The sequence below is a fragment of the Streptomyces sp. ITFR-21 genome (genome assembly GCF_031844685.1).
Lineage (GTDB): Bacteria > Actinomycetota > Actinomycetes > Streptomycetales > Streptomycetaceae > Actinacidiphila.
Genome location: NZ_CP134605.1, coordinates 4888093 through 4908047 on the forward strand (window position 1 = coordinate 4888093; position 19955 = coordinate 4908047).

At 74.4% G+C, this 19955-nt stretch carries 18 protein-coding genes; 9 read left to right on the plus strand and 9 right to left on the minus strand.

Annotated elements, in window-relative coordinates; genetic code table 11:
• Window positions 1–2: 2 nt before the first annotated feature.
• The gene (locus tag RLT57_RS22035; protein WP_311299009.1) at window positions 3–1247 is read left to right on the plus strand and encodes a styrene monooxygenase/indole monooxygenase family protein; all 1245 of its coding nucleotides are present in this window, start codon (window positions 3–5) and stop codon (window positions 1245–1247) included.
• A gap of 58 nt (window positions 1248–1305) precedes the next feature.
• Here RLT57_RS22035 and RLT57_RS22040 read toward each other — a convergent pair whose 3' ends face one another.
• The 3 genes from RLT57_RS22040 to RLT57_RS22050 all read right to left on the minus strand — a co-directional run bounded on the left by RLT57_RS22040 (window position 1306) and on the right by RLT57_RS22050 (window position 4742).
• Window positions 1306–2436: a C40 family peptidase gene (locus tag RLT57_RS22040; RefSeq protein WP_311299010.1), complete on the minus strand. Its 1131-nt coding sequence runs from the start codon at window positions 2434–2436 to the stop codon at window positions 1306–1308.
• Between the two features lie 214 nt (window positions 2437–2650).
• Complete coding sequence (locus RLT57_RS22045; RefSeq protein ID WP_311299011.1) at window positions 2651–4357, minus strand: chitinase; 1707 nt, start codon at window positions 4355–4357, stop codon at window positions 2651–2653.
• A gap of 118 nt (window positions 4358–4475) precedes the next feature.
• Window positions 4476–4742 carry a hypothetical protein gene (locus tag RLT57_RS22050; RefSeq protein ID WP_311299012.1) on the minus strand — a complete coding sequence of 89 codons (267 nt, stop codon included), beginning with the start codon at window positions 4740–4742 and terminating at the stop codon, window positions 4476–4478.
• Window positions 4743–4829: 87 nt separating this feature from the next.
• On the opposite strand from RLT57_RS22050, the gene RLT57_RS22055 reads away from it, so the two are divergent.
• Window positions 4830–5678 carry a TetR/AcrR family transcriptional regulator gene (locus tag RLT57_RS22055; RefSeq protein WP_311299013.1) on the plus strand — a complete coding sequence of 283 codons (849 nt, stop codon included), beginning with the start codon at window positions 4830–4832 and terminating at the stop codon, window positions 5676–5678.
• Window positions 5679–5783: 105 nt separating this feature from the next.
• On the opposite strand, the gene RLT57_RS22060 is transcribed toward RLT57_RS22055, so the two are convergent.
• Window positions 5784–6677 carry an AurF N-oxygenase family protein gene (locus tag RLT57_RS22060; protein WP_311299014.1) on the minus strand — a complete coding sequence of 298 codons (894 nt, stop codon included), beginning with the start codon at window positions 6675–6677 and terminating at the stop codon, window positions 5784–5786.
• A gap of 100 nt (window positions 6678–6777) precedes the next feature.
• Here RLT57_RS22060 and RLT57_RS22065 point away from each other — a divergent pair, with 100 nt between their 5' ends.
• The gene (locus tag RLT57_RS22065) at window positions 6778–7893 is read left to right on the plus strand and encodes a ferritin-like domain-containing protein (protein WP_311299015.1); all 1116 of its coding nucleotides are present in this window, start codon (window positions 6778–6780) and stop codon (window positions 7891–7893) included.
• Window positions 7894–8036: 143 nt separating this feature from the next.
• Window positions 8037–8291 carry a hypothetical protein gene (locus tag RLT57_RS22070; protein WP_311299016.1) on the plus strand — a complete coding sequence of 85 codons (255 nt, stop codon included), beginning with the start codon at window positions 8037–8039 and terminating at the stop codon, window positions 8289–8291.
• On the opposite strand, the gene RLT57_RS22075 is transcribed toward RLT57_RS22070, so the two are convergent.
• Window positions 8269–9846, minus strand: coding sequence for a penicillin-binding transpeptidase domain-containing protein (locus RLT57_RS22075; protein WP_311299017.1), 1578 nt, complete (start codon window positions 9844–9846; stop codon window positions 8269–8271). The genes RLT57_RS22070 and RLT57_RS22075 overlap by 23 nt on opposite strands.
• A 127-nt stretch (window positions 9847–9973) precedes the next feature.
• On the minus strand, window positions 9974–11377 hold the full coding sequence (locus RLT57_RS22080; protein ID WP_311299018.1) for an FtsW/RodA/SpoVE family cell cycle protein: 1404 nt from the start codon (window positions 11375–11377) through the stop codon (window positions 9974–9976).
• A gap of 147 nt (window positions 11378–11524) precedes the next feature.
• On the opposite strand from RLT57_RS22080, the gene RLT57_RS22085 reads away from it, so the two are divergent.
• The 3 genes from RLT57_RS22085 (at window position 11525) to RLT57_RS22095 (ending at window position 13419) form a co-directional block, all read left to right on the plus strand.
• Window positions 11525–12181 carry a pentapeptide repeat-containing protein gene (locus RLT57_RS22085; protein ID WP_311299019.1) on the plus strand — a complete coding sequence of 219 codons (657 nt, stop codon included), beginning with the start codon at window positions 11525–11527 and terminating at the stop codon, window positions 12179–12181.
• Between the two features lie 116 nt (window positions 12182–12297).
• Window positions 12298–12789, plus strand: a complete 492-nt coding sequence (locus RLT57_RS22090) for a glutathione peroxidase (protein WP_311299020.1) — start codon at window positions 12298–12300, stop codon at window positions 12787–12789.
• Window positions 12790–13122: 333 nt separating this feature from the next.
• Window positions 13123–13419 carry a hypothetical protein gene (locus tag RLT57_RS22095; protein WP_311299021.1) on the plus strand — a complete coding sequence of 99 codons (297 nt, stop codon included), beginning with the start codon at window positions 13123–13125 and terminating at the stop codon, window positions 13417–13419.
• 117 nt (window positions 13420–13536) lie between these two features.
• Here RLT57_RS22095 and RLT57_RS22100 read toward each other — a convergent pair whose 3' ends face one another.
• Together RLT57_RS22100 and RLT57_RS22105 are read right to left on the minus strand one after the other, a co-directional pair.
• Window positions 13537–13869 (minus strand): hypothetical protein, encoded by a 333-nt coding sequence (locus tag RLT57_RS22100; RefSeq protein ID WP_311299022.1) that lies wholly within the window; start codon window positions 13867–13869, stop codon window positions 13537–13539.
• Between the two features lie 180 nt (window positions 13870–14049).
• Window positions 14050–15057: a helix-turn-helix transcriptional regulator gene (locus tag RLT57_RS22105; RefSeq protein WP_311299023.1), complete on the minus strand. Its 1008-nt coding sequence runs from the start codon at window positions 15055–15057 to the stop codon at window positions 14050–14052.
• Window positions 15058–15343: 286 nt separating this feature from the next.
• Here RLT57_RS22105 and RLT57_RS22110 point away from each other — a divergent pair, with 286 nt between their 5' ends.
• Both RLT57_RS22110 and RLT57_RS22115 read left to right on the plus strand, forming a co-directional pair.
• Complete coding sequence (locus RLT57_RS22110; protein ID WP_311299024.1) at window positions 15344–15862, plus strand: Gfo/Idh/MocA family protein; 519 nt, start codon at window positions 15344–15346, stop codon at window positions 15860–15862.
• Window positions 15863–16224: 362 nt separating this feature from the next.
• On the plus strand, window positions 16225–16695 hold the full coding sequence (locus tag RLT57_RS22115) for a hypothetical protein (RefSeq protein WP_311299025.1): 471 nt from the start codon (window positions 16225–16227) through the stop codon (window positions 16693–16695).
• Window positions 16696–16853: 158 nt separating this feature from the next.
• Here the strand turns inward: RLT57_RS22115 and RLT57_RS22120 are convergent, their stop codons facing one another.
• Complete coding sequence (locus RLT57_RS22120) at window positions 16854–19667, minus strand: AAA family ATPase (protein ID WP_311299026.1); 2814 nt, start codon at window positions 19665–19667, stop codon at window positions 16854–16856.
• Between the last annotated feature and the right edge of the window lie 288 nt (window positions 19668–19955).

A 19955-nucleotide genomic window follows, 5' to 3' on the forward strand; every position in this document is an offset into this window, starting at 1 on the left:
CTGTGCGCAAGATACTCATCGTCGGGGCCGGTCAGGCCGGTCTCCAACTCGCCCTGGGCCTCCAGTCCCAGGGCTATGACGTCACCGTCATGTCCAACCGCACGGCCGATGAGATACGAAGCGGCCGGGTCATGTCGACCCAGTGCATGTTCACCACCGCGCTGCAGCACGAACGGGACCTGGGCCTGAACTTCTGGGAGCGCCAGGCTCCCAGGATCGAGGGGGTCGGCGTCTCGGTCTCCGCCCCCGACGCCTCCCGTCCGATCGACTGGGTGGGCCGGCTGCGCGGCTACGCCCAGTCGGTGGACCAGCGGGTGAAGATGGCCGGCTGGCTGGAGACCTTCGCCGAACGCGGCGGCAGGGTCGTCCTCCACGGCGTGGCCGTCTCCGACCTGGACTACTTCGCCCGTGCCTACGACCTGGTGCTGGTGGCGGCGGGCAAGGGCGAGCTGGTCTCCATGTTCGGCCGGGACGCCTCCCGTTCGCCCTACGACGCCCCGCAGCGGGCCCTCGCCGTCGCCTACGTGCACGGGCTCGGACCGCGCCCCGAACACCCGGACATGCTCGCGGTGCGCTGCAACCTGGTGCCGGGCGTGGGCGAGTTGTTCGTGATGCCGACCCTGACCACCACCGGGCCGGCCGACATCCTCTTCTGGGAGGGCGTCCCCGGCGGCCCGCTCGACGCCTTCCAGACGGTCAAGGACCCCGAGGAGCACCTGCGGCTGACGCTGGAGCTGATGCGCCGCTTCACCCCGTGGGAGTACGAGCGCGCGACCCGCGTCGAACTGACCGACGCACACGGCACGCTGTCCGGGCGGTACGCGCCGACGGTACGCCGGCCGGTCGGCGAACTGCCGTCGGGCGCACCGGTGCTGGGCGTCGCCGACGTGGTGGTGGCCAACGACCCGATCACCGGCCAGGGTTCTAACAACGCGGCCCGGTGCGCGGCCTCGTACCTCGCCGACATCGTGGCGCGGGCCGACCGGCCGTTCGACCGCGAATGGATGCAGAGCACCTTCGACCACTACTGGTCGCTGGCGGCGCCGGTCACCAAGTGGACCAACGCGATGCTCGCGCCGCCGCCTGAGCACGTCCTCGGCCTGATCGGCGCGGCCGGCGAACTCCCGCCGGTGGCCGAGCGGTTCGCCAACGGCTTCGACGACCCGGCCGACTTCGAGCACTGGTTCTACGAGCCGGAGAAGGCCGCCGGGTACCTCGCGGACGTGGCCCAGCCCGCCGCGCGCTAGAAGCGTCCGGCAAGCCGCCTTCCGGGCGGACGCCGGGCGGGCGGCGGCGCCGTGACCGCTACCGGCCGCCGTGCCCGCGCGGTACGGACCTCGGACGGTAGTCCTTCAGTGGCTGCCTGCCGGGGTCCGGGCGGACCGCGCCGAGGATCGGGTCGGCGGCGATCGGCGAGACCCGGACGGTGGCGCCCGGCCGGGGCGCCTGGACGACCAGGCCGTCGCCGACGTAGAGCGCCACATGGGTGGCGTTCTTGAAGTACACCACCAGGTCGCCGGGGCGCAGCCGGCGCAGCGGCACGTGCTTCAGCGCGGCCCACTGCCCCTGGCTGGTCCGCGGCACGGCGATCCCCGCGTGCGCCCACGCCTGCGAGGTGAGCCCGGAGCAGTCGAAGGAGGCCGGGCCCTGGGCGCCCCAGACGTAGGGCTTGCCGAGCTGCGCGAAGGCGTAGCCGACGGCCCGGTCGCCGGGCGCGGAGGGGGCGCGTCCGGCGGGGTCGTCGCCGAGTGCCCTGGAGTCCAGGAAGTCGGTCTGCGCCTCGGCGTCGCCGCGCTCCTCCAGCGTCCGCAGCGCCTCGCTCTGCGCGCCGGTGAGCCCGGCGAGCGTCGCCTCCACCTGCCGCAGCCCGGTCTCGACCTGCTTCTTGCGGGCGGCCAGCACGTCGCGGGTGTGCCGGGCGGCGTCCAGCGCCCGCTGCGCCGTGGCGTTCAGCGCCTTCAGCCGGGCCTCGCTCCTGGTCAGCTCGCCCAGCACGTCGCGCTGGCGGCCGGCGGCCCGCTGGAGGGTGTGCCGCTGGGCGAAGAAGTCCTGCGGGGTCCGGCCGGTGAGCATCGACAGGAACGGCGACACCCCGCCGTCCCGGTACATCTGGCGGGCCATCAGCCCGAGTTCGTCCCGGGCCGCGGCCACCACCACCCGCTGGTCGGCGAGCTGCCGGTCCATCCGCTCGGCGTCGGCCCGCTGCCGGGCGGCGGCCTCCGCGGCCCGGTCGTAGGACTCGGTGGCCGTCTCGGTGCGCAGGTAGGACGTCTTGAGCCGGGTCAGCAGCTCGGTGAGCGGCACGTCGGGCCCGGCCGGCGGGTCGTCCGGCCGGGCGGCGGCCTGTCCGGCGGCGGGCAGGGCGAGCACCGCCGCGGTGAGCAGCGCGCCGCCCGCCACCGCGGCGCGGAGCCGTCCGCCGGTCCGTCGGGCCACTGGTATCCCCTCACCTCGGGTAACCGTTCGGTAACACGTCTGTCGTCGGCATCCTGCCATGGTTGGTAATATTTTCGACAGAAGTGCGGGAGAAGTGGCGGTTCGTGCCCGCTCCGGTCACTCCCGGGAGTGACCGGAGCGCGCGCAGACAGACGTACGGCCCGGCCACCGCCCTCGGGGACCGGGCCGTACGCGTGCGGGGGGACGCGCCGGGTCAGCTGCCGAAGTAGCCGTCGAAGGTGCGCTGGAACTCCCAGTTGCTGAACTTGTCCCAGTTCACCGACCAGGTCATCAGACCGCGCAGGGCCGGCCAGGTGCCGTGGGTGCCGTAGCCGCCGCAGTTGGTCTTCTTGGTCAGGCAGTCGAGCGCCTGGTCGACCTGCGCGGGCGCGGTGTAGCCGTTGCCGGCGTTGGTCGAGGCGGGCAGGCCGATGGCGACCTGGGAGGGGGCCAGCGCCGGGAAGACGTTGGCGGTGTTGCCCGCGACCGGAAAGCCGGTGAGCAGCATGTCGGTCATCGCGATGTGGAAGTCCGCGCCGCCCATGGAGTGGTACTGGTTGTCCAGGCCCATGATCGAGCCGGAGTTGTAGTCCTGGACGTGCAGCAGCGTCAGGTCGTCGCGCAGCGCGTAGATCACCGGCAGGTAGGCCCCGCAGCGCGGGTCCTGGCCGCCCCAGGGGCCCGAGCCGTAGTACTGGTAGCCCATCTGGACGAAGAAGGTCTCCGGCGCCATGGTCAGCACGAAGCCGCTGCCGTAGCGGGCCTTGAGCGACTTCAGCGCCGAGATCAGGTTGACGATCACCGGGGTGGTCGGGTTCTTGAAGTCGGTGTCGCCGGTGTTGAGGGACAGCGAGTGGCCCTCGAAGTCGATGTCGATCCCGTTCAGGCCCCACTTGTCGACGATCGAGCCCACCGACGACACGAAGGCGTCGCGGGCCGCGGTGGTGGTCAGCTGGACCTCGCCGTTGGCGCCGCCGATGGACAGCAGCACCTTCTTGCCCTTGGCCTGCTTGGCCTGGATCGCGGCCTTGAAGTCGGCGTCGGACTCCACCGACGGGCACTCGCCCACCGAGCAGCGGTTGAAGTGGATGCTGCCGGAGGTGGGGGAGTCGGTCTCGCCGAAGGCCAGGTCGATGACGTCCCAGCTGTCGGGGACGTCGGCAAGCTTCAGGTAGCCGGAGCCGTTGGCGAAGGTCTCGTGCAGGTAGCCGACCAGTGCGTGGGTGGGCAGGCCGCCGGAGGGCGGCGGTGAGGTGGGGGGCGGGGTGGTCGGCGGCGGTGTGGTGGGCGGCGTCGTTGTCGGCGGGGGCGTCGTCGGGGGTGGGGTGGTCGGTGGCGTCGTCGGGGGCGGTGTGGTGGGCGGTGTGGTGGGCGGCGGGGTGGTGCTGCCGCCGCCCGGACCCTGGAGCGAGATGTCGTCGGCGTAGTACACCGGCTGCCCGTACCACCCGTGCACGTAGACCGCCGCGCTGGTCTGGCTCGCGGTGGTGGTGAAGGACACGCTCAGCTGCCCGTAGCCGCTGCCCGTGCCGGGGGTCCAGGTGCTGGTGCCGCCGTCCACGCCGATGTAGACGTAGGAGCCCTTGACCTGGGCGGTGAGGGTGTACGTGGTGCTGGGCGCCACGCCCACCGTCTGCTCGCACTGGCCGGTGGCGCTGGAGGTGGGCGTCGCCTTCAGCGCCCAGGTGCCGCTGTGTGCCTGGCCGGTGACGGCCGAGCTGCCCGCGTCGCAGGTCCAGCCGGACAGGGTGCCGGTCTCGAAGCCGCCGTTGCCGAGGAACTCGCCCGCGCTGGCCGAGGGCGCCAGGGCGACCAGGCCGCCGACCGCGACGGCTCCGGCGAGCGCGGCGGAGGCGGCGACGAGGGATCTCCTGCGCGGCGCGGATCTCGTGCGCGGCGCACGTGACGCAGAGGTGAGCATGGGCGGATGCTCCTTCTGTGAGGGGGCGCGTGTCATCGCGCAGCAAACAGGTCCAGACCAATCGTGTCAATGGTCCGGACCAGTTCCGTATCCAATCCCGGGCCCGCCGGGGCCCCGCTCACGCGCCCCTGGACCAGGGCCACTTCAGCCGGTCGGGACGGCCGCCGGCCGGGTCGTGGACGAAGACCCAGCGGGTGCGGCGCTCGCCGCGCGGGCCCGGGTTCGGCTCGCGGCGGTAGGCGTGCACCCGCTCCGGGCCGCCGCCCTCGGGCGCGGGCACCGGCACGGTGTAGACCCGCGGCGGCTGCCCGGTCATCCCCACCAGCACGTCCAGTACCCGCCCGTCCAGCGGGCCGCCGACGAACTCGGTCCTCTCGTGTCTCACCGCCCCAGAATGCCACGGCGCTCCGCCGTGGCAGGCCCGCCCGGTGGGTACCCGCCCCCGGCGGTGACCGGGAGCTAGGCTTCGCCCATGACCAGCAGGGCGGCGCCCGCGTACCGCCGGATGAGCGTCGAGCAGCGCCGGGCCCAGTTGCTGGCCGCGGCCGTCGACCTCTTCGGCCACCGCCGCCCCGAGGACGTCTCGGTGGACGACGTGGCCGCCGCGGCCGGCGTCTCCAGGCCGCTGGTCTACCGCTACTTCCCCGGCGGCAGGCAGCAGTTGTACGAGGCCGCGGTGCGCGGGGCGGCCCGCGAGCTGATCGGCCGGTTCGCCGTACCGCCGCACGGCCCGCCCACCCGGCGGCTCGCCGACGCCCTGGACCGCTACCTCGCCTACGTCGACGAGCACGACGCGGCGTACGGGGCGCTGTTGCGCGGCGGCGGCGTCGCCGAGACCCGCCGCACCGTGGCGATCGTGGACGACGTACGCCGCCGGGCCGCCGAGCAGGTGCTGCGCCATCTGGGCGTCACGGGCCCCGGCGGCGGGCCCGGCGCCGGTCCCGGTGCGGTCGGCCCGGGTGCCGCCGCCCTCGCCGGCCCCTCCCCGGCACCTGCCTCCTCCCCGGCACCTGCCTCCGCCCCCGCCCCCGCCCCCGTCGCCGGCCCCCGGCTGACAATGATGGTCCGCTCCTGGATCGCCGCCGTCGAGGCGGTCTCGCTGACCTGGCTCGACGAGGGCAAGCGCACCCCGCGCGACCAGCTGCGGGACTGGCTGGTGGACCACTTCACCGGGCTGCTGCTGGTGACCGCCACCACCGACCCGGTGGCGGCGCTGGCAGCCCGGCGGGCGCTGGCCCAGGAGACCCCGGACAGCCCCGCGGGCGAACTCGCCGCCCGGCTGCTGCCGCTGCTGCCGACCGTCGCCCACCTGCTGCGCTGAGCCGCCTGCCGCCTGCCGCCTGCCGCCTGCCGCCTGCCGCCTGCCGCCTGCCGCGCCGCCCCTGCCGCTCCCGCCGCCCGCCGGTCTCCCGCCGCCCGCGGGTTATCAGGCCAGCAGCCCTGAGGAGCGCCACAGCCGCCGGCTCGGGCCGTGCAGCAGCCCGACCTCGTCGAAGAAGTCCATCAGCCGGCGCGCCGACTTCCGCATGATTTCCCGCCGGTGGGCACTGGTACGCGCCACCTCCACCGCCCGCACCGGGTCCAGGCCCACCGCGGCGTAGACCCGCGGGCTTATCAGCGAGCGGGCTATCACCCGGGCCGCCTCGGCGGAGGTGAAGCGGGTCAGCTCCGCCTCCCAGCGCGGCGCGGTCGCCATCTGCCGCCGCAGCTCCTCGCGGGCGTACCGGATGTGCCGCGCCTCCTCCACCACGTGGATCCGGGTGACGTCCCGGACGAACGGCTGGACCCGCTCGTCGGGGAAGGCCAGCCGCTGCATCCAGTCCAGGATCTCCTCGGCCAGCAGGGTGCCGGCGAACGAACCCGGCGTGGTGGAGGCCGACTTGAGCACCCGGCCCAGCCGGTGGTCGCGCCGGCTGGGCCGGTAGGTGGGGGTGCCCATCTTCGTCACCGCGCGGGCGAACATCGTGGAGTGCCGGCACTCGTCGGCGATCTCGGTCAGCGCGTACCGGACATGACCGCTCGTCGGGTCCAGGTCGTAGGTGTGGCGCAGCAGCAGCTGCATCAGGATGGTCTCGAACCACACCCCCATCGCGCACAGCGACGCCGCCTCGTGCCGGCTCAGCTCGATCCGCTGCTCCTGCGACATGGCCTTCCACAGCGGGGTGTCGTAGAGCGAGACCAGCTCCGGTGGCCAGAACCACCCGCCCTCCGTGAAGGGCGCGTCCCAGTCGAGGTCGGTGTCCGGGTCGAAGGAGTGCCTGGCGGAGGCCGCCAGCAGCCGCTCCGCGGTCTTCTCCCGGTCGATCGGTCCAGCGTCCATGGCGAATCGGCTCCCGGTGCACGAGGGTTACCTGGGGTACGGCTCTTATGAGACTCTGTGTCAACAAGGCCGTCAACCCCTCGCGCCGAAGGAGCCGACGATGTCGACGGAAGGCCTCTACACCCAACCGCCCGCCGAATGGTCATGGCAGGTGCCGGCCCAGGGCGCCGCCCGCTTCTCCTGGGAGTACGACGACGGCCGCGACCGGCTGCTCGCGCTCTACCAGAAAGGCAAGGACAAGCAGTGGGACGCGGTCCGCCGGATCGACTGGGACCTGGAGGTGGACCCGCACGACCCGCTCGGCACCCCCGACGAGTCGCTGGCCCTGCACGGCACCCGCTACTGGGACGCGATGAACGAGCGCGACCGCGGGCTGCTCCGGCAGCACCACACCGCCTGGCAGTTCAGCCAGTTCCTGCACGGCGAGCAGGGCGCCATGGTGTGTGCGGCGCGGATCGTGGAGTCGGTGCCGGACCTGGACGCGAAGTTCTACTCGGCGACCCAGACCATGGACGAGGCCCGGCACGCCGAGATCTACGGCCGCTTCCTGCGGGACAAGATCGGCATGCTCTACCCGGTCAACAACAGCCTGCAGGCGCTGCTCGGCGACACCCTGCGCGACTCCCGCTGGGACATGCCCTACCTCGGCATGCAGGTGCTTATCGAAGGGCTCGCGCTGGCCGCCTTCGGCCTGATCCGCGACACCACCACCAAGCCGCTCCCGCAGCAGATCCTCACCTACGTCATGCAGGACGAGGCCCGCCATGTCGCCTTCGGCCGGATGGCGCTGCGCGACTACTACCGGCAGCTCGGCGACGCCGAACTGCGCGAGCGCGAGGAGTTCGTGATCGAGGGCTGCTACCTGATGCGGGACCGGCTCGGCGGGGTGGAGGTGCTGGAGAACTGGGGGGTGCCGGCCGCCGAGGCGGCCGAACTCACCGAGCGGTCGGAGTTCCTGCGACGGTTCCGGCGGATGCTGTTCAGCCGGATCGTGCCCTGTGTGAAGGACATCGGCCTGTGGGGTCCCCGGCTCCAGCAGGCGTACGTCGACATGGGCGTGCTGGAACTCGGCGACAGCGACCTGGACCTGCTGATGGCCCGGGACGAGGAGGTCGCCGAGAGGCTGGACGCCGAGCGGTTCGCGGCGGAGGAGAGCGCCCGCGTTGCCGAGGTCGCGCGGACCATCGCCCTGGGCGGCGGTGACATCCACCCGTAACGTCCGGATCCGGCAACGGTCCGGGGCGCCCGGGAGCGACCGCGGAACCATACCCCTGTCACCGGCATCTCCTCGTGCGTGCGTCCGATCCGACCCGCGGCGGGCGTCTACGGACCGGGCACGGCAGAGGGGCGGTACAGGCGATGGCGGTACCCGGACGTACCTTGGCGCGGTTCATCCCGGCGCCCCTGGCGGCGGTCGTCGCGGCGGTCCTGGTGGTGGGGGCGTCGGCCGCGGTGCCGGCGCTGCTGGAGCCGGGCGCGGCGGGCGGCCGCAGCGCCTCGTCCTCCTCCTTCTCCGGCGGCGGCGACCGCGGCCAGACCGTCACGGCGCTGGACCGGGCGCTGACCTGGCACAGGCAGCAGGGCTACGGGTTCAGTTTCCCCTCGGTCGCCTGACGCCGGCGGCCGAGCCGGACCCGGCGGGCGGTGCGAAGCCCGCGGGCGGCCCGGGGGCGGGCGGCGGGGCGGACACCGGCGGGACCGTCCGGCCGCGCCGCGCGCCGAGCACCGCCGCCATCACCGACCGCGCCACCGGCGCGGCGTCGCCCCCGCCCGAGACGTCCGCCCGCGCCGCCGCCGCGTCCTCCACCACCACGGCCACCGCGACCGAGGCGGCGGCGGCGCCGCGCGGCACGGCGTAGCCGATGAACCAGGCGTACGGCGTACCGGCGTTGCCCCGGCCGTGCTGCGCGGTGCCGGTCTTGCCGCCCACCACCGCGCCGGGAACGGCCGCGTTGGCGCCGGTGCCGGCGGTCACCACCGCCTCCATCAGCTGCCGCAGCTGCCCCGCGGTCCTCGCGCTCACCGCCTGGCGCAGCAGCTCGGGCCGGTAGGACGCGACCGTCAGACCGCTGTGGTTGGTGACCTTGTCCACCAGCCGGGGCCGCATCAGCCGGCCTTTGTCGCCGACCGCCGCCGCGACCATCGCCATCTGGAGCGGCGTCGCCGTGGTGTCGAACTGGCCGATGGCCGACAGCGCCACCTGGTCCGCGCTCATCGCGGTGTCCACGGTGCTCTCGGCGACGCGCGGCGGCAGCCGCAGCCGGGTGTCGTTGAACCCGAACCGCTCGGCCTGGTCCACCATCGCGTCCGCCCCCAGGTCGGCGCCGAGCTTGGCGAAGACGGTGTTGCAGGAGACCCGGAAGGCGTCGTACACGCTGGCGTCCGCGCAGCCGGGGCCCTCGTTGCCGAGCGAGACCGCGGTGCCGGGCAGCCGGTACGGGTCCGGTGAGTCGGTGGGCGCCCGCAGGTCCCGCACCAGGCCGCCTTGGAGGGCGGCGGCGGCCGTCACGACCTTGAAGGTGGAGCCCGGCGGATAGGTCTGGCGGATCGCCCGGTCCAGCATCGGCTGGTCCTCGTCGGCGGTCAGCCGCCGCCAGGCCCGAGTCACCTCGCGGCCCGCGCCGGCCAGCGCCGTCGGGTCGTACGAGGGCGACGACACCAGGGCCAGGATCCGCCCGGTGGCCGGGTCGAGCGCGGCCACCGCCCCCTTGCGCCCGGCCAGCCCCGCCGCCGCGGCCCGCTGCGCCGCCGGGTCGATGGTGGTGTGCACGTCCCCGCCGCGCTGCTGGACCCGGGTGATCTCGTGCCACAGCGGCACCGAGTCCAGCCGGCGGTCCGTACCGGCCAGCAGTGCGTCCTCGGTGCCCTCCAGCAGCGTCGTGCCGTAGATCTGCGACGCGAAGCCGGTGACCGGCGCGTAGAGCGGCCCGTCGGCGTACGTGCGCTCGTACCGCAGCTGCCCGCCGGTCCGGCGCGAACCGGTGACCCGGTGGCCGCCGACCAGGATGTCCCCGCGCGGCTGACGGTAGCGCGCCACCGCGATACGCCGGTCGGCGGGGTTGCCGGCGTAGGCGCGCGCCTCCACCAGCTGCACCCGGCCGGCGTTGACCAGCAGCGCGGCCAGCAGCAGGACGCAGAAGCCGGCCGCGTACCGGATGCAGCGGTTCACCCGGCGGCCCCCGCGGTCCGTACCGGCCCACGCCGCCGCACCCGGCCGGCGGGCGGTACGGGCCGCGGCCGTACGGGCGCCCGCCGCCCGGTCGCGGACGTGGTCCGGCGGTGGCGCGCGGCGGCCGTCACGCGGCCGCACCCGGCGCCCCGGTGGCGGGCTGCGGCTCCGGCTCCGGGCGGCGGGCGTGGTCGCTGATCCGGACCAGCAGCGCCACGATGACCCAGTTGGTGACCACCGAGGAGCCGCCCTGCGCCAGGAACGGCATCGCCAGGCCGGTCAGCGGGATCAGGTCCATCACCCCGCCCGCGATCACGAACACCTGGAGCGCCAGCAGGGACGCCAGTCCGACCGCCAGCAGCCGCCCGAACGGGTCGCGCAGCGCGAGACCGGCGCCGAACCCGCGGGCCACCAGCAGCGCGTACAGCAGGAGGACCGCGCACAGCCCGGCCAGGCCCAGCTCCTCGCCCGCGGTCGCCAGGACGAAGTCCGACTTCGCGGCGAAGCCGATCAGGTACGAGTGGCCCTGCCCCAGCCCGGTACCGAGCGCGCCGCCGCTAGCGAAGGCGAACAGCGACTGGGCGATCTGGCTGGGGCCGAGCCCGGCGTCGACGGTGGCGAACGGATGCAGCCAGTCCTGCACCCTGCTGTGCACGTGCGGCTCCAGTGAACCCGCCGTGAAGGCCCCCGCCGCCGCCAGCAGCAGGCCCACGGCGATCCAGCCGGTACGGCCGGTGGCCACGTACAGCATCACCACGAACAGGCCGAAGAACAGCAGCGAGGTGCCCAGGTCGCGCTCCAGCACCAGCACCCCGACGCTCGCCAGCCAGATCGCCAGCACCGGGCCGAGCACCCGGCCGGTGGGCACCTGGAGCCACCGCAGCCGCCGGGACCGCACCAGCCGCCGGCCGGTGTACGCCAGCGCCGCCCGGTTCGCCGACAGGTAGCCGGCGAAGAACACCGCGAGCAGCACCTTGGCGAACTCTCCCGGCTGGATGGACGACCCGGCGACCCGGATCCAGATCCTGGCGCCGTTGACCGCCGGGAAGAAGATCGGCGCCGCCAGCAGCGCGAGTGCCGCCGTCACGCTGACGTAGGCGTACCGGGACAGCACCCGGTGGTCGGGCAGGGCCAGCACCACCGTGACGAACAGCCCCACCCCGACCGCCGACCACACCAGCTGGGAGCCCGCCGCCCGCGCGCCGAGCGACGGCGCCAGGTCGAGCCGGCCGATCAGCACCAGGCCGATGCCGTTGAGCAGCACCGCGATCGGCAGCAGCAGCGGGTCGGCGTAGCGGGCCCTGAGCCGTACCGCGAGGTGGGCCGGCAGCGCCGCCCCGGCCAGTCCGGCCGCGTAACCGGCGGTGCCCGCCGGCAGCCGCCCGTCGGTGGCCAGTCCCACCTCGGCGTAGCCGTACATCGAGACGGCGACCGCGGCCACGACCAGCGACAGTTCGACGCCGCGGCGGGCCGGCCGGCGGGGGGCCGGCCGGGCGGGAGCGGCGGGCGCGGTCGCGGTCGGTGCGCTCATGGGGTGCCACGCTAGCAACCGGCAGGGCTTTTGCCCCGCCATGTCGGCTTGTACCGGCTTGTGTCGGTTTCCGGCACCGCCGCGCGGCGGCCCCGCAGCAGGGGTTCCCCCCGCCGGTCGGCGGGACCGGGTCGTACGCTGGACGCTGTGACCGTCGCCGACGAACTCGCCGATCTGCCCTACGCCGACCTGCTGCGCCGCCACGAAGGCCCGCTCGCCGTCGAAGGGGACTACGACACCGTGCACTTCGGTCGGCTGTCCTTCGAGGACGCCGACCGGGCCCGCGGCGCCCGGTTCCTGGAATCCGCCGTCACCGACTGCGTGTTCGGCGGCACCGATCTGCGCCGGGCCCGCTTCAACGACGTGTGGGTCGAGGGCAGCCGCTTCACCGGCGTCTCACTCGTCGAGAGCGACTGGCTGGACTCCGCGCTGACCGGCTGCTCGCTGGCCGGCGTCGAGGCGTTCGGCTCGGTGCTGCGCCGGGTGGTCCTCCGCCGCTGCAAGCTCGACTCGGTGAACCTGCGCTCCGCCGCGCTGCACGACGTGGTCTTCGAGGACTGCGTGCTGCGCGAGGTCGACCTCGGCGGCGCCCGGCTGGACGGCGTGGGCTTTCCCGGCAGCCGGCTGGAGCAGGTCCGGCTGGCCGGGGCCACGCTGACGAAGGCGGACCTGCGCGGCGCGGTCGGCATCGACCTCGCCGACGGCCACGACTCGCTGCGCGGCGCCGTCATCGGCTCCGCCCAGCTCCTCGACCTGGCACCCGCGCTCGCTCAGACCCTCGGCATCACCGTCAAGGACCGCTGAACGCGCCCGGGAGCCGGACCGTACCACCGGCGCGACCCGTACCACCGCCCCTTCGGGCGACCCCTCCGCCGCGTCAGGCGTGGGGTATCGGCTTACAGCTATCAGGAGAGATGACCATGAGCACGCTGTACGACATCCCGCTGCACACCATCGACGGCACACCCACCACCCTGGGCGACCACCGCGGCAAGGCGCTGCTGGTGGTGAACGTGGCCTCCAAGTGCGGCCTCACCCCGCAGTACGAGGGCCTGGAGCGGCTCCAGCAGCGCTACGCCGACCGCGGCTTCACCGTACTGGGCGTCCCCTGCAACCAGTTCGCCGGCCAGGAGCCCGGCACCGCGGAGGAGATCCAGACCTTCTGCTCCACCACCTACGGCGTCACCTTCCCGCTGCTGGAGAAGATCGAGGTGAACGGCGACAGCCGGCACCCGCTCTACAGTGAGCTGACCCAGGCCGCCGACGGCGCGGGCGAGGCCGGCGACATCACCTGGAACTTCGAGAAGTTCCTGGTCAGCGCCGACGGAGAGGTCGTCGGCCGGTTCCGGCCGCGGACCGAGCCGGAGGCGCCGGAGGTCACCGCGGCGATCGAGGCGCAACTGCCCCGCTGACCCCGCCGACCCCCGGTGAGGCCGGTGGGACAGGGGATCCGGGGCACCGCCGGACGCCTTAGATGCGCGAACGCGCCATGGCAGAATCAGGCCGGTCGGTGACCATTGTCCGGATCACCCCCATCCTGTTGGCTTTACCTACCGCCCCGAAGCGAGGAAGGGACAGCGGCAGTGCAGGAGAACGAGTTCCGTAACGGACACCTCTGTGTCGACACGGACCCTGCCCTGTGCGTTCCTTGCCAGGAGCGGTTGGATCGGCAACTCGCCTTGCTTCCCCGGGTATACGGCGAGTTGGAGGTTGCGCTCGTACCGGCGCCGAACTCCGGCGACCGAGTGACCGGCACTGCCCGGCCCGGCATCCCCCTGAACGGGCCGGCTGTCGAGGCGCGCGCCGCTATTCGAGGCACCCTTGCCTCCTGGGCCGATCTGCTTGTCGAGGGCCGCACCGTCCGTCTCCCCCTACGGACGGTGCCGGCCCTCGCTGCCTTCCTTCGCCGCCACCTCGGCTGGCTGGCCGTACATCCGGCCGCCGACGACGCGGCCACGGAGATCGACGCGCTGCTGCAGCGCGCTGTGCAGATCGCCCGGTCGTCCGAGTCCGGCGACCGCCAGCTGCCCCTCAGCGCCTGACACCCCGCACCGCACTCTCCCCACGGGTTTCCCGGATCCCCCCACACAATGCGGGAAACGCCGTACGGCCCGCGAACCATCGCGGGCCGTACGGCGAAGTACCGGGGGTTACGGCGTTCAAACCTCTACGTCGGCCGACTCGGCGGGGGGCCTGAAAGCCGCGAATCCGGGCAGCCAATTCGCCGGCTGCACGGACGCCGGTTCCGGTTCCGGGGTCGGAACGGGCGCCGGGGCGGCGGCGATTCCGGGCAGCCAATTCGCGGGGGTCGCGCCCGGCAGCCAGTTGTCCGGCTTCACGCTCGGCTTGGTGTCGGGGGCGATGTTCGGCGGCGAGTTGGGCAGCCAGTTGTCGGGGTCCGGGTTCACGTCGCCGGTCGGGGTGGGCGGTGGAGCCGGTTCGTCCTTGGCCACGGCGGCGGTGACGCCGGCCGACGACAGAACAAGGACCAAGGCTGCGACGGCAGCGATCTCAGTCTTGCGCCGGGAACGCGACATCGTGGTCCTTCGGTTCGGAGGCTCGGGGGGTGCCTCAAAAGATGATGGTCGTACTCAGATTCAGAATGGCAAGATCTGGCCGCTGACGACCAGGTTCCACTGGTGCGTATGTACGCAATGGCGCAAATGCGCAGGTCAAATCAGCCCGTGGGTCGCGGCCAGCACTCCGGCCTGAAAACGACTGTCCGCCTGGAGGTACCTCATAATCTCAGACACCAGGCGACTCACAGTGCGCAGTGACACGCCTAGTTTGCGCGCGATCCGCTCGTCTGTCAGCCCATTGGCCAGAAGTCGCATCGTCGTTCTGTGCTGATCGGTCAGTTCGCCGTCCGGGTCGAAGCCGCCGACCGCCTGGGCGGAGTACGGCACCGACCGCAGCCAGCAGTCCTCGTACAGCGCGATGTAGGACCGGACCAGGCTGGTGCCGCGGACCACGATCGCGCCCTCGGACGGATTTTCCGGATTGGCCGTCAGAAGCGCCGTGTGGGAATCTCCGATCAGCAGGTCGAACGGCACCTGTGCGGCGAGGCGCACTTCGACTCCGGTTGCGGAAAGCTGGCCCAGGTATTTCCGCTGGCGCGGCGCGGAATCCACGCTCTGCGGATAAATCGCGCGCACCTTGATTCCGCGCTCCACGAGTTCGCTGTCGGCTTTGACGGAATGCATCAGGACTTCCGACGGCGGCAGCGGTCCCGGATGCATGGAACCGGTCGACACGGTGATCGAGGCATTGAAATCGGCGAGCAGCTGGCGTTTCTGGTTGTCGCTCGTCACCAACTCCACCTCGATTTCCGAGGATTCCCGCAGCAGCGACGGCCGGTACCGCTCCATGAGCGACTCGGCGGCCCGCAGCATGTCCGACAGGTCCTCGCGCTGGGCGCGCAGCGACTCCCGCTGCCTGGCCAGCAGGCCCAGCAGCGCGGTGTCGGGCTCGATCGGGTCGACCTCCTCGGGCAGCCGGCCGGCACGTATCAGCCCCAGCTCCCACAGCTCCGCCCAACCCGCCGCCGCCTCCGCCTCGGTCAGCCCGACCGCGGCCGTGGTCTTGGCGGGAACGGAGGAACCGTGGCTGCGCAATGCCTGATAAAGGGCGAGACCGATCTCCCCGGCGTCCCCCCCGCCGTTCCGAGCAGAAATGGCCACGGCTTCCCCCTTTCGTCACCGCGTGCCCCGCTACGTGGCCCAGTCGTGATGTGGCGCGGCACCCGATGCGACTCTAGCAACTGATCCGCCGCGTGCCAGTGGGTAAGCTCACGCATCCCCCGGGGGAGCGAGCCGCGGACGGCTTCCCGTTCGGTCTCCGGCCGCTTTCCGGCCGCTTTCGGAAGCCCAATTCCACACCGGGGCCCGCGCACCGCCCGCACGGCGGGATGGTAGATCTTCAACCCCGGGCCACGGCACGCGCCCCCCGAAGGCGAAAGAAGGGCCCATGGATCTTCCGGCCGGGACGGCCGCCCCCGTCCCCGTGGCGCTGGTCGGCGCGGGCAAGGTCGCCTACGCCGCCCACCTGCGCGAGATCCGCGACCTGCCGCACGCGCTGCGGCTCGCGGCGGTCGTGGAGAGCGACCCGGCACGGGCCGGGGCGCCGCCGGCCGCCGGCTTCCCCGGCGTCGCCGTGTGCGCGACACCGCGGGAGGCGGTACGGTCCGGCGCCCGTGCCGCGCCGGTCTGCACCCGTGGGTGGACCCACCGCGAGGTGGTGCTGTCCTGTCTGGAGGCGAGGCTGCCGGTGCTGTGCGAGAAGCCGGTGAGCCTGGACCCGGCGGAGACCGGCGAACTGGCCGCCGCCGAGCGCAGGACCGGCCTCCCGGTCGCCGCGGGCTACATGAAGCGGCACGACCCGGTGGTCGCCCGGTTCGTCGAACGGGCCGCGAGCACGCGGACCGGGCGCTGCGCCTGGTGGTCGACATCCACGACCCCAACGCACCGCACCAGGTGGCGCACCTGATGCCGTCGACCCGCCGCCCTTCGGCCCGCAGCCGCCGCCCGCCCGGGAGGCGCGCTCCGGGCTGGGCGCGGCGGCCGGCCCGGCGCAGCGGGAGGCGTACGCCCGCGGGCTCGGCGGCTCGCTGATCCACCAGGTCACCATCGTGCACGCGGTCCTCGCCGGGAGCGGGCGGACGCTGTACGGGCGGCGAGGCGGCCCTGCGGCTGGGCTGAGCCGGGCGGGCGCGGATCCGGCGGGAGCGCCGGGCGGCCCCGCGGGCGGGCCCGCGGCGGGAGTTCGGCCGCGGGGGCGCGGATCCGGTGGCGTGCGGCGGCGACCCGGGGGTAGCCGACCGGCACAGCGCACTATCGGAGGTGACCGCAATGCTGATCCTGGGACTGCTGCTGCTCGTCTGTACGGCCGCGTTCACCGGGTTCGCCCTGGCCGACAACCTGAACGGCGGCCCCGACTACGACGTCACGGTGTTCGGGCACCACATCGCCACCATGGACTCCCTCGCCATATTCTGCGCGGGGCTGGCCCTGGCACTGATCTTCGGCCTGGGCGTCATCATGGCCATGGCCGGGCTGTCGCTGCGCCGCCGCAAGGCCCGCAAGCTGCACGCGGCCCGCAGGGACGCGCGGGACGCGGCCCGGGAGCGGGACGAGCTCGCCGCCCGGCTGGAGAACGCCGACACCCTGGCCGCCACCGGGCCGGACCGTCCGGCCACCGGTGACACCGACCGCCCCGCCCGCCAACAAGACCTCGCGGCCAACCGCGACCTGGACGAGGCCGGCGCCGTCCACACCGGCAAGACGCCCCGCCGCCACGCCCGGCACCTGTTCGGCCACTGACCCGCCGAGCGACCCCACCCGCCGCATCCGCCACCCCACCGACCCGCCGGTCCCCGCACTCCCCGGACCCGGAAACCGCGCCCGCGGGTCCCGCGAACAGCCCCGCCCCGCAGCCACCCCCCGGCTGCGGGGCCGGGGCGCGTTCCGGCGCCGGGCGGTCAGTCCGCGCCCGGCGCCAGCAGCGCCCGCGACAGGGACACCCGCGAGCGCACGCCGAGTTTGCGGTAGGCGCGGGTCAGCGCGGCCTCGACGGTCTTGACGCTGACGGTGAGGATGGTCGCCGTCTCCCGGTTGGTGGCGCCCTGCGCGACGAGCAGCGCGACCCGGCGCTCGGTCGGCGTCAGCGCGGTCAGGCCGGGCGCGGGCGGCGCCGCGGGAGCGTCGAGACCGTCGAGTTCCGCGGTGGTCAGGGCCAGCCAGGGGCGGGCGCCGGCCCGGGTGAACAGCCGCGCGGCCTCGGCCAGCGCGGTACGGGCGGCCCGCGGGTCGCCGCGCCGGGCGTGCACCCGGCCGAGGGTGAGCCGGGTGCGGGCCTCCTCCAGCCGGTACGGGAGCGCCGCCGCCTCGGCCGCCGCCCGCTCCAGCCGGGTCACCGCCGCCGCCGGGTCGCCGCGGGCCTCGGTGACCAGGGCCGCGGACCGGTCCAGGACCGGCAGGATGCCGCGCCGTCCGAGCCGTACCGCCTGGGCCCGGGTCTCGGCGAGCAGCGCCGCCGCCTCGTCCGCGCAGCCCGCCGCCACCAGCGCCTCCGCGAGGTCGGCCTGCCAGCGGCGTACCGCCGGATCGCCCTGGCCCTGGCCGAGTTCCAGCAGCCGGGTGCGCTGGAGGGCGTGCAGGGCCGCCGCGGTCTCGCCGCGCAGCAGCCGGATCTGGCCCTCGGCGTGCAGCGCCCGCGGCAGGAACAGCTGGTCGTCGTCGTCCTCGCTGTGCCGCCTGGCCCGCTCGGCGGCGGCCAGCGCCCGGTCCGGGCTGCCGCCGGCCGCCTCCGCGAGCGCGACCGCGTACCAGGCCGGCCCCTGGCTCAGCCCGGCCTGCTCGGTGACCCGCAGGCTCTGGTGCGCCAGGTCCAGCGCCCGCTCGCAGCTGCCCCGCAGGATCTCCACCTGGGCCAGCCCGGACAGGCACTGGCACAGGCTCTCGGCCGAACCCCGGTGCCGCACCGTGTAGATGAGCGCCCGCAGCTCGGTGCGGGCGTCGTCCAGCCGGTCGTGCAGCAGGTGCCGGCGGTGCTTGAGGAACACCGGGCCGTTGTGGTCGAACAGCACCCGCGGATCCTGCGGCGCGGCCAGCGCCAGCGCCAGGGTCTGCTCGGCGGCGGCCTCACCGAGGTAGAACTCCAGCGCCGACTGCTGGGTGAGCGCGAGCAGTTCGGTGCGCCGGTCGCCGGCCTGCCGGGCCAGCACCGCGGAACGCTGCGCGTGCGTGTGGGCGGTGGCCGCCGAACCCGCCACCAGCCAGGCCCGCCAGCTCATCCGGTAGTGCAGCCGGGCCAGCAGCTCCGGGTCGTCGCGGGCGTCCTCCAGCGCCTGCGGGAAGACGTCGGCGACCTCGGCGAGCGCCTGCCCGCAGGAGTCCACCACCACGATCCAGGCCCGGACCCGCTCGGCGGGCCGCCCGGGTCCGGCCAGCACCTCGTGCGCGATCCGGCGGGCCAGCGGGTAGTCGCCCGCGGCCACCGCGTCCTCGGCGGCGGTCAGCCGGCGGTCGGCGTCGGCGGCCGGGTCGTCCGGCGGGGTGTGGTCGGCGGCGAGCCGGCCGAGCCGGGCGGCGGTCGCGGGGGCGCCGCGCCGCCGGGCGGTGGCCGCCGCGTCGGCCAGTACGGCGGCGGTCCGCGCGTCCCAGCCGGGCGTCAACGCGGCCAGGTGGTGGGCCCGTTCGACGGGGTCCTCGGCCGCCTCGGCGAGCGCGGTGTGCGCCCGGCGGCGTGCGTCGGGGCCGGCCGCCTCGTACACCACCCGTGGCATCAGCGGCTGGGAGAACCGCACCGGGCCGAGCCGCGGCGGCTCCAGGACGCCCAGGGCCACCGCCTCGGCCAGGTCGGCCGCCGCGTGGTCGCGGCCGGCCCGCCGCAGCAGCCGTACGGTCGGCCGGTCGGCGGCCCCGGCGGTCAGCAGGGTCCGGCGGGCCCGTGCGGACAGCGGCGCCAACCGGTCCAGCAGCAGCGCCCGTACGGTCGCGGGCACCGGCAGCGGACCGCCCGGGTCGGGACGGCCCGGCGGGTGGCCGGTGGCGAGGAGCGCGCGGCCCAGTTCGAGCGCGAGATACGGGTTGCCGGCCGCGGTCTGGGCGATCCGGGCGGGCAACGGGTGCGGCCAGGACGGCAGTTCGGATTCGGCGAGCAGCGCGGTGGTCTCCCGCTCGGTCATCGGCGGCACCTGGAGCCGCAGCTGCGGGCCGGGCAGCAGCCGCTCGGCGGCGGGTTCACCCCCCGGCGGCGTCCTGGCGGCGGCCAGCACGGTCAGCGGCAACCGGCGGGCCCGGCGCAGCGCGAAGGCCAGGGCGTGCGCGGTCGGCGGGTCGAGCCACTGGGCGTCGTCCACGACGAGCAGTACGGGGGAGCGGTCGCACAGCGCGGCGAGCGTCTTCAACACGGCCATGTGCAGCGCCAGTAGGGCGTCGGCGCCCTTGTGCGGCGGTCCGCCGCCGGTCTCGGACCGGTGCAACGCGGCCCGGAGCGCCGCCAGTTCGGCGGGGGCCAGCGCGGAGTCCAGTACCGCGTCACCGACCTCGGCGAAGAGGTCGATCAGGCCGAGGTGCGGCAGCCGCCGCTCCTCCGGCGCGGGCTGGCAGCGCAGCAGCCGCCGCCCGGCCGCGGCCTGTCCGGCGGCGAGCCGGCCGAGCAGGGTGGTCCGGCCGATGCCGGGTTCGCCGCTGAGCAGCACGCCCGTGCCCGCGGTCAGCGCGTCCGCCGCCGCGGTGAGCAGCGCGTCGCGGTCGGCGGCGCGGGTCTGCGGATACGGTCTGCCTCGCACGGACCCCACGGACCCCTTCCGGTGGCCCCCGGGACCGGCCGGACCGGCCGACCCGCGGTGGGCGTGAACCTGCCAATCCTGTGAGCTGACCCCAGTGTCGGAACGGGCGGCCGGTCGGTCAATGGCGCGTCAAGAACCTAAAGCCCCGGGGAAGCCGCACCGGCGGCCCCGGGCACGGGGCGCCCCGCCCGGAGACCTGGGGCCGGTTCCGGGCGGGGCGCGTGGGGAAGGCGGTCCGGAGCGGGGTGGGGGCCGCTCCGGACCGGCGGTGGTCCGGGTGCCGATCGG